The sequence below is a fragment of the Helicobacter pylori NQ4053 genome, assembly GCF_000274605.1.
In the GTDB taxonomy this organism is placed as follows: Bacteria; Campylobacterota; Campylobacteria; order Campylobacterales; family Helicobacteraceae; genus Helicobacter; species Helicobacter pylori_CV.
Genome location: NZ_AKNV01000002.1, coordinates 198,477 through 206,018, shown reverse-complemented (window position 1 = coordinate 206,018; position 7,542 = coordinate 198,477). Strand labels below are relative to the sequence as shown.

The window sequence follows — 7,542 nt, the reverse complement described above, 5'->3', positions numbered from 1 at the left end:
TTTTCTCTCTCTCTCTCTCGTTTTTGCTCCACGCTGAAGACGACGGCTTTTACATGAGCGCAGGCTATCAAATCGGTGAAGCCGCTCAAATGGTGTCAAACACCAAAGGCATCCAACAGCTTTCAGACAACTATGAAAACTTGAGCAAGCTTTTAACCAGATACAGCAAATTAAACACCTTCATCCAATTGGCCTCTGATCCGAGCGCGATCAATGCGGCGCGTGAAAATCTGGGCGCGAGCGCGAAGAATTTGATCGGCGATAAAACCAACTCCCCGGCGTATCAAGCCGTGCTTTTAGCGATCAATGCGGCGGTAGGGTTTTGGAATGTCTTAGGCTATGTGACGCAATGCGGGGGTAACGCCAATGGTCAAAAAGCACCTCTTCAACCACCATCTTCAACAACGAGCCAGGGTATCGATCCACTTCCATCACCTGTTCTTTGAACGGGTATACGCCTGGATACTACGGTCCTATGAGCATTGAGAATTTCAAAAAACTTAACGAAGCCTACCAAATCCTCCAAACGGCTTTAAAAAAAGGCTTGCCAGCGCTCAAAGAAACAACGGAAAGGTTGATGTAACCTATACTTACACATGCTCAGGGGAGGGGAATAACAACTGCAGTCCCGAAGCAACAGGAGCGAACCAACAAAATAACAGAACCGCGACTAAAACCCAAACCATAGACGGCAAAAGCGTAACCACCACGATCAGTTCAAAAGTGGTTGATAGCACAGCGAGTGGTAACACATCACATGTCTCCTACACCGAAATCACTAACAAATTAGAGGGTGTGCCTGATAGCGCTCAAGCGCTCTTAGCGCAAGCGAGCACGCTCATCAACACCATCAACGAAGCATGCCCGTATTTCCATGCTAATAATAGTAATGAGGCTAATGCCCCAAAATTCTCTACTACTACTGGGAAAATATGCGGTGCTTTTTCACAAGAGATCAGCGCGATCCAAAAGATGATCACGGACGCGCAAGAGCTTGTCAATCAAACGAGCGTTATTAACAGCAATGAACAATCCGCTCAAGTGGGTGGTAATAATGGCAAGCCTTTCAACCCTTTCACAGACGCTAGCTTTGCGCAAGGCATGCTCGCTAACGCTAGCGCGCAAGCCAAAATGCTTGATTTATCCCATCAAGTGGGGCAAGCCATTAACCCAGAAAATCTTAGCGGGAATTTTAAAAATTTTGTTACAGGCTTTTTAGCCACATGCAACAACCCCTCAACAGCTGGCACTAGTGGCACACAAGGTTCAGCTCCTGGCACAGTTACCACTCAAACTTTCGCTTCCGGTTGCGCCTATGTGGAACAAACCATAACGAATTTAACCAACAGCATCGCTCATTTTGGCACTCAAGAACAGCAGATACAGCAAGCCGAAAACATCGCTGACACTTTGGTGAATTTCAAATCCAGATACAGCGAATTGGGCAACACCTATAACAGCATCACTACTGCGCTCTCTAGCATCCCTAACGCGCAAAGCTTGCAAAATGCGGTGAGCAAAAAGAATAACCCCTATAGCCCGCAAGGCATAGAAACCAACTACTACTTGAATCAAAATTCTTACAACCAAATCCAAACCATCAACCAAGAGTTAGGGCGTAACCCCTTTAGGAAAGTGGGCATCGTCAGCTCTCAAACCAACAACGGCGCGATGAATGGGATCGGTATTCAAGTGGGCTACAAACAATTTTTTGGCCAAAAAAGAAAGTGGGGCGCAAGATACTACGGCTTTTTGATTACAACCATGCGTTTATTAAATCCAGCTTTTCAACTCAGCTTCTGATGTGTGGACTTATGGCTTTGGAGCGGACGCCCTCTATAACTTCATCAACGATAAAGCCACCAATTTCTTAGGCAAAAACAACAAGCTTTCTGTGGGGCTTTTTGGAGGCATTGCGTTAGCCGGCACTTCATGGCTTAATTCTGAGTATGTGAATTTAGCCACCGTGAATAATGTCTATAACGCTAAACTGAATGTGGCGAATTTCCAAATCTTATTCAACATGGGAGTGAGGATGAATTTAGCCAGATCTAAGAAAAAAGGCAGCGATCATGTGGCTCAGCATGGGATTGAGTTAGGGCTTAAAATCCCCACCATTAACACGAACTACTATTCCTTCATGGGGGCCGAACTCAAATACCGCAGACTCTATAGCGTGTATTTGAATTACGTGTTCGCTTACTAAAAGCTCGCATTAAACCCCTTTGTGAAACTCCCTTTTTTAAGGGGTTTCTTTTTTAAACCCTTTGTTTTGGAGGGGTTTAATTTTTTTGAAGCCTTTGTTTTTGAATTCTCTTTTTAATGGGTTTCTTTTTTAAATTCTCTTTTTTAAGGGATTTCTTTTTTTAAACTTTCTTTTTTTTGGGGGGGTTTGTATCTTTTTCTTTTTGCTGATCCCCACTGCTTTCGCTTTTTAATCTTTGAGTTTTTTTGGGGATTTTGATGAAAAATCCTTTTTAGCGTTTTTAGTGATTATTTAGTAGAAAACTTGACGCTAAGTTAAGGTTTTTAAAAAAGCGTTCTTTAGGGGGATTTAGTAGGGTTAAAAGGGGGAGAATGATTTCAAATGCTTCCTATCTCTTTAATAAAATAAAACTCAATAAAATGAGTTTATTATAAAATCAAATCTAAAACGATTATTTTTCACTCACAGAACTTTTATTCTTTTAAACTTTTTAAAATTTTTACTAAAAGATCTTTTAATCTTTTCACTGATTTTTCAATCCGCTTCTTTTTAATCTTTTGATCTTTAATTTTTTCATTAACTTCCCAATCCGCTTTTCAATCTTTAAGTTTTGATTTCTAGTTTATCCCACTCTATCGCTTGTGCTATAATGAACTGATCTTATATTTTAAAAGGAATAAATATGCCAAACACCACCAACAAAGATTACACCCAATACAGCGAAAAACAGCTTTTTAATTTAATCCATCAATTAGAGCAAAAATCAAAAAGATGCAAAATGATAGAGTTTCTTTTAAAGAAAAATGGCTAAAGAATTGGAAAAAAGGGATCAAAACTTTAAGGATAAAATAGACGCATTAAATGAACTCTTGCAAAAAATCAGCCAAGCTTTTGATGATAAAAGAGATTGTTGTTTGGGGCGCAAGATCCCAAACATTCAAACGCAACAAGCCATGAGAGATGTATATAACAAAGAGACAGATTTGATTGTTGAGGATTTTTCTAGTTACAGCGATGAAAGAAAAAGGGCTTTAGGTGTTGAAGCTTAATCTTAAAAAATCTTTTCAAAAAGATTTTGATAAATTACTTTTGAATGGGTTTGATGATAGCGTTTTGAACAAAGTCATTCTAACCTTAAGAAAAAAAGAACCGCTACCCCCACCATTTAAAGATCACGCTTTAAAAGGTTAGGCAGTCATAACGAGCTGTTTTATAAACTACCCATAACGCTTAAAAAGAACGCAACAATCGCATGCTAACTCTAAACCGCTATAAAAAATAACTTAAGCGTTCAACTCTACTTTTTCTCAGTGATGCCCTTCTCAAGCCTAGCCCATAGTTATTAATCTCTGTTTCAGCAATGAAAACCACCGCAAAGAAGCCTTATTCTAGTAGAAGCCTTATTTTTATGAAGTGCTTTTGAAACAAGCTCTATAACGCTAATAACCAACTCTTTTTCATTCAATCGTGGGGTCTCTTTAATAATACGGGTATTGATAAAAAGGACGCTCCTTAAAAATTTATTCCCATCTCGATCCCATTATGCACTATCAATTAACAAGTTTCAATATAATATAAGATCTTGTTTTTTTATAATTTGTCGTTTGTTAAGGATTAAAATGCGCGTGTTTGTTTGCTTTTTAGGGGTTTTTGTGTCTAACGGCTTGGCTCGTTTTGGCTATGTGGTTTTAATCCCCCTACTCATTTTATCAGGGAGTTTAACCCCACACCAAAGCTTCCAACTGGGTATTGCGGTGTTGATGGGCTATGTTTTTGGGAGTTTTTTAATCCAATTTTTAAGCCCGTTAATGTCATTAGAAAGCATCGCTAAAATCAGTTTTTTCTTGATCGCTTTGAGTTTTTTAGTCTGTTATTTTGATAGTATCCCTTTCTTTTGGCTTTGGATCTGGCGTTTTATCGCCGGTGTGGCTAGTAGCGCGTTAATGATTTTAGTCGCTCCTCTCTCTTTGCCCTATGTCAAAGAACATAAAAAAGCCTTAGTGGGAGGGCTTATTTTTAGCGCTGTAGGCATTGGATCTGTCTTTAGCGGGTTTGTTCTGCCTTGGATCAGCTCTTATAATATCAAATGGGCATGGATTTTTTTAGGGGGTAGTTGTTTGATAGCCTTTATCCTTTCCTTAGTGGGGTTAAAAACCCGTTCTTTAAGGAAAAGATCCGTTAAAAAAGAAGAAAGTGCGTTTAAAATCCCCTTTCATTTGTGGTTATTGCTCATTTCTTGCGCGCTCAATGCGATTGGTTTTTTACCGCACACGCTTTTTTGGGTGGATTATTTGATCCGTCATTTAAATATCTCCCCCACTATCGCTGGAACTTCATGGGCGTTTTTTGGTTTTGGTGCTACGCTTGGCTCTTTGATCAGTGGCCCCATGGCTCAAAAGCTAGGGGCTAAAAACGCCAATATCTTTATCCTCATTTTAAAATCTATCGCATGCTTTTTGCCCATTTTTTTCCACCAAATCTCTTTACTCAATTTGAGCATCTTTATAATGGGAGCGGCCACAACCGCCAATATCAATTTATTCAGCATGATGGCTTTAAAAATTGCAGGCGCAAAGCATTTCGCTAAAGCGTCTTCGTGGGTGGTGTTTTCTTTTGGCATTTTCCAAGCACTTTTCTCGTATCTTTTTACGATCTTTTTAGGGGATTTGGGCTATGTTTTGATTTTTGTCATTTGTGGGGTGTGTTTGGTTTTAAGCTTTATCGTTCTTTTCCCTATCAAAATGCAAACGGCTACCAATAAATAGAAAAATTATGGGGTTTCAAAACCCTTGATGCCGAGAAAATCCTTAAAACCCTTTAAGGAATTTAAGATTTTTTCACGCTCTAAATGGCGCATGATAAAAACAAGGTTAGAGCCGTTTTGATCCTTTAAAATATGTTTAGGCGGGTAAATGACATGCATCACGCCGTTAATACTCACCAAAAGATCGCTTCCAATGTCAATAATCCCCTTGATGCGTAAAATCTGTGTGCCGTATTGATGCAACAACAAACTCAGCCAAATCCCAAACGCGCTCCACTCCATCGCCCCTTCAAAACTAACGCTTAAAGTCTCAAAGCCTTGCGAGTGCGAATCTTTTGGTATTCTTGGCATAAAATTTCGCGCCCTATTGTTGCGTAAAAAAAAGCTTTCGTAATCTATATTTTTCTTGTCAAAAATTTCTGCGCTAGGGTTAAGGGATTGTATTCGCTCTTTTAGTTTTGTTAAAGCCGTGCTGTCGTTTTGCAAATCCGTTTTGGTCAATAAAACGCTATCAGCAAAAACGATTTGCTCTTTAGCTTCGTTGTTTGTTAAATGCGTTTTAGCGTTCAAAACATCCACGCAAGCCACCACGCTTTGAATTTCAAAATGCGCCCCTAAAAAAACATCGCTCAAAATCGTCCATAAAATCGGAGCCGGGTTGGCTAAACCGGTGGTTTCAATGATGATGCGCTTTAGAATTTCGCTGCGCCATTCATAGTTGTTGAGCGTGGCTTTTAGAGACTCCACTAAATCTAAGCGTTTGTTGCAACACACGCACCCTGCGTTAAGATAGAGCATTTTTTCACCGCAATATTGAACGCTTAAGATACGCTGATCCAAAGCGGCTTGACCGATTTCATTGATGATAAGAGCGACGCCTTGGTGATCTATTTGATTTAAATATTCGCTTAAAAAACTCGTTTTACCGCTGCCTAAAAAACCGGTGATGAGCGTGATAGGGATTTTGGGCATCAGTGAATGGCGTTTGCATTTTGATTTAAAAACGCTAACAGATGAGAATCTAGCGCGTCCATCTCTTTTTTGGCTAAGTTTTGCGCCTTATCCCACAAATCGCCTAAATTATTCACGATCACGCTCTGCCCTTTTTTATCGTGCAACACAAATTTCGCGCCTTGCCAATCATCAATTTTTAGCCCATAAAACGCCAGGATTTGATTGAGTAATCTTACTCGTTTGAGCCGTGCTCTTTTGCGTTCTCTGGCGTTTTCATTGGTGCTAATAAGTGCATTTGGCTTTCTCAAATTTTCATCAATCTCATAACTATCGCTCCCATTGGTCCCATAATTTTCATCACTCCAGTGAAAAGAACTGATAAGCTCCCCGCATAAAACGCACATCTTTCAACCTTTTAAACCTAAATCATGCTACAATTTTACTGAAAAAAACAAGAATAAATCTAGTGCTATTTAATTGTTTATTGTAGGAAATTTAATGCAGGATTATAGAACTCTTACGCTAGAAAATATTTATGCATCAGATGAGATAACAGATGCGCTTTCATTGTTACAATCTTGCGGTATTGAATCAATTGTTAATCCTTCAAATATCACGCTTAATTTTGACATTGTGGATTTAAAAACGCTTGAATCTACTACACAAAATACGCTGGTTCAAAAGACATTAGAGGAGTTGTATAAAATTCGCTCATTTTCTAGTCAAAATGGCAAAATCGTGTTTAAGAGCTTCAACAAAGCCAAAAAAGTCGCCAACAAAAAGCAAAACGCAAAGACAAGATTGGCTTACGAATCTTACAAAAAAGAGTTTAGCAAGGAGACAAATGAGATTCAAAGCTGTCTTAATCAAATTTACTGCGAAGATAGCTTGGAGTTTTTAAAAAAGCTCCCAAATAATTGCATAGATATAGTGCTAACTTCGCCACCTTACAACTTTGGCATCAATTACAACGCAACGCAGGATACAAATCTTTGGCAAGAGTATTTCAACACGCTTTTTGCCATTTTTAAAGAGTGTATTCGTGTATTAAAAAGCGGAGGACGAATCATTGTCAATATCCAACCTATGTTTAGCGATTATATCCCTACACACCATTTTATCAGCAAATTTTTCATTGATGAAGGGCTTATTTGGAAAGGCGAGATTTTATGGGAAAAGAATAACTACAACTGCAAATACTGCACTTGGGGAAGCTGGAAAAGCCCTGCTGCACCCTATTTAAAATATTCGTGGGAGTTTATTGAAATTTTTTGCAAAAATAACCTTAAAAAAGAGGGCGATAAAAACAGCATTGACATAACCGATGATGAGTTTAAAAAGTGGGTTTATGGAAAGTGGAACTTTGCTCCAGAACGCAACATGAAACAATACGGGCATGATGCAATGTTCCCAGAAGAATTAGTAAAGCGGTGTTTAAAGCTATTTTCCTATCAAAATGATATTGTGTTAGACCCATTTAATGGTGCAGGGACAACGACAAAAGTCGCCAAACAACTAGGACGCAGATTCATAGGCATAGACATTAGCGAAAAGTATTGTGAAGTGGCAAAAGAGAGATTAAAAGAGACAACAAATCTCTTTAACGCAGGGGTTTAAT

General features: G+C 39.0%; 4 protein-coding genes and 3 pseudogenes. 5 read left to right on the top strand and 2 right to left on the bottom strand.

Annotation, left to right across the window (positions count from 1 at the left end; genetic code table 11):
- Window positions 1-23 precede the first annotated feature (23 nt).
- From babA to AYS37_RS01910, 4 genes and pseudogenes are all read left to right on the top strand, one after another.
- Window positions 24-2,206: pseudogene (gene babA, locus AYS37_RS08470) on the top strand (Hop family adhesin BabA).
- 682 nt (window positions 2,207-2,888) lie between these two features.
- Window positions 2,889-3,255 (top strand): annotated as a pseudogene (locus AYS37_RS01920) (type II toxin-antitoxin system HP0895 family antitoxin).
- Window positions 3,242-3,394: pseudogene (locus tag AYS37_RS08715) on the top strand (HP0894 family type II toxin-antitoxin system mRNA interferase toxin); the annotation flags it as partial. The pseudogenes AYS37_RS01920 and AYS37_RS08715, both read left to right, overlap by 14 nt.
- Before the next feature lie 431 nt (window positions 3,395-3,825).
- Window positions 3,826-4,971, top strand: coding sequence for a YbfB/YjiJ family MFS transporter (locus AYS37_RS01910; RefSeq protein WP_001263561.1), 1,146 nt, complete (start codon window positions 3,826-3,828; stop codon window positions 4,969-4,971).
- A gap of 5 nt (window positions 4,972-4,976) precedes the next feature.
- Here AYS37_RS01910 and AYS37_RS01905 read toward each other — a convergent pair whose 3' ends face one another.
- Together AYS37_RS01905 and AYS37_RS01900 are read right to left on the bottom strand one after the other, a co-directional pair.
- A complete protein-coding gene (locus AYS37_RS01905; protein ID WP_001124322.1) occupies window positions 4,977-5,942 on the bottom strand; it encodes a CobW family GTP-binding protein in 966 nt (321 codons plus the stop codon).
- Entirely contained in the window at window positions 5,942-6,328 is a 387-nt protein-coding gene (locus AYS37_RS01900; protein ID WP_000337898.1) for a hypothetical protein, read from the bottom strand. Before AYS37_RS01900 ends, AYS37_RS01905 begins: the two co-directional genes overlap by 1 nt.
- Before the next feature lie 94 nt (window positions 6,329-6,422).
- Between AYS37_RS01900 and AYS37_RS01895 the strand changes: the two genes are divergently transcribed.
- Window positions 6,423-7,541 carry a DNA-methyltransferase gene (locus AYS37_RS01895; RefSeq protein WP_001154487.1) on the top strand — a complete coding sequence of 373 codons (1,119 nt, stop codon included), beginning with the start codon at window positions 6,423-6,425 and terminating at the stop codon, window positions 7,539-7,541.
- The last annotated feature ends 1 nt before the right edge of the window (window position 7,542 follow it).

Coding starts and splice junctions, on each gene's coding strand:
- AYS37_RS01910 (WP_001263561.1), top strand. CDS start 3,826: ATGCGCGTGTTTGTTTGCTTTTTAGGGGTTTTTGTGTCTAACGGCTTG.
- AYS37_RS01905 (WP_001124322.1), bottom strand. CDS start 5,942: ATGCCCAAAATCCCTATCACGCTCATCACCGGTTTTTTAGGCAGCGGT.
- AYS37_RS01900 (WP_000337898.1), bottom strand. CDS start 6,328: ATGTGCGTTTTATGCGGGGAGCTTATCAGTTCTTTTCACTGGAGTGAT.
- AYS37_RS01895 (WP_001154487.1), top strand. CDS start 6,423: ATGCAGGATTATAGAACTCTTACGCTAGAAAATATTTATGCATCAGAT.